Consider the following 1,535-nt stretch of genomic DNA (forward strand, 5'->3'; position numbering starts at 1 on the left):
TGCCGTTAGTTGCTCGCAGCGAGGATCTGCTCGCGCAGAATATCCGCGTGGCCGCAGTGCTGGGCGAGTTCCCTGAGCATGTGCAGGTAGACCCACCGCAGCGGCAGCGGGCCGCGCCGGTTGCCTCTGACAAGGTCGTCAAGGCCGAGCGAAGCGGCCCGACGCCGTGAGTCCCCGCAGGCCTGGAGATAGGCGGCCTGGAGGCCCGCGATGGTGTCGTCATCCGCCAGGATAAACGATTCGTCGGGGGTGGCCGGAATGCCGATCACCGCCCGGGGCCGGCACGTGATGGCCTCGTCAAACCAGACCTTCTCCACGAAGGCGGCGTGCTTGACCAGCCCCAGAAGGGTGGTCCGCGACGGCACCAGCGAGGCCCGGGCCTCCTCTTCGGTGAGTCCGTCCAGGCAGGCGTGCAGGTCCGAACGATGCTCGTCGAGGAATGCATCGAACTGGGTACGCAGGTCCGCGGCCAGTGTTGCCGGATCCATGCTGGGGTGAGAGCTCATGGCCCCACATCCTATGGCGGAAAAGCCCGGTCCGGAAGCAGTGGACCGGGCCTTTCCGCGGACGCGGTCAGTGGCCGCGGACGCGGTCAGTGGCCGCGGGCGATCCATTCCTCAAGGTGCGGTGCTTCGGCGCCGATCGTTGTGGGTTCCCCGTGGCCGGTCCGGACCGTCGTGTCGGCCGGGAGCGGCAGGAGCCGGGTCCGGATGGACTCGATGATGGTCGGGAAATGGCTGAAGGATCGGCCCGTCGCCCCGGGGCCACCCTGGAACAGCGTGTCCCCGCTGAACATTGTTTTTTCGCTAAGCACGGTGCCTTCGCTTTCGAGAAGGAAGCACACGGACCCGGGCGAGTGGCCGGGGGTGTGCCGTGCCACGAGTCTTGCCCCTGCGACGTCGAACGTGTCGCCGTCGGCAATGGCGTGGTCCGGCTCGGTGCCGGGGAACACCCGCTCCCACAGCATCCAGTCGTCCCGGTGCAGGTACACCGGCGCGTTCACGAGAGTCCGGACCTCGCCCACGGCGCTGATGTGGTCATCGTGGCCGTGCGTGAGCAGGATTGCGGTGACCTTCCGGCCCGAGACGGCCGCGGCCACGGCAGCGGGATCGTGGGCCGGGTCGATGATGACGCATTCGGCGTCGTCTCCGAGGATCCAGACGTTGTTCTCAACATCCCAGGTGCCGCCGTCGAGGGAAAACGTCCCGGAGGTGACCAGCCGGTCGATCCGGATGCTCACAGGGCCGGCGTTCACAGCTCCACCACCGAGCGCAGCACAGCGCCGGCATGCATCTTCGTGAAGGCCTCCTCGATCTGGTCGATCGTGATCCGCTCCGTCACGAAGGCGTCCAGGTCCAGCTTGCCCTGCCGGTAGAGGCTGATGAGTGTGGGGAAGTCGCGCGAAGGCAGGCAGTCGCCGTACCAGGAGGACTTCAGGGAGCCGCCGCGCCCGAACACATCCAGCAGCGGCAGTTCCAGGGTCATCTCGGGGCTCGGCACACCCACCAGGACCACCGTGCCGGCGAGGTCCCGGG

General features: G+C 67.8%; 2 protein-coding genes and 1 pseudogene. All 3 read right to left on the reverse strand.

Translation table 11 applies throughout. The features are described 5' to 3' along the window. Positions 1-5: 5 nt before the first annotated feature. Complete coding sequence (locus LQV45_RS31500; protein ID WP_230011322.1) at positions 6-506, reverse strand: DinB family protein; 501 nt, start codon at positions 504-506, stop codon at positions 6-8. Positions 507-592: 86 nt separating this feature from the next. Then, complete coding sequence (locus LQV45_RS31505) at positions 593-1,240, reverse strand: MBL fold metallo-hydrolase (RefSeq protein ID WP_230011326.1); 648 nt, start codon at positions 1,238-1,240, stop codon at positions 593-595. Positions 1,241-1,251: 11 nt separating this feature from the next. Further along, a pseudogene (locus LQV45_RS31510) lies at positions 1,252-1,535 on the reverse strand (S-(hydroxymethyl)mycothiol dehydrogenase); the annotation flags it as partial.

It is taken from the genome of Microbacterium sp. Bi128, from assembly GCF_918698205.1.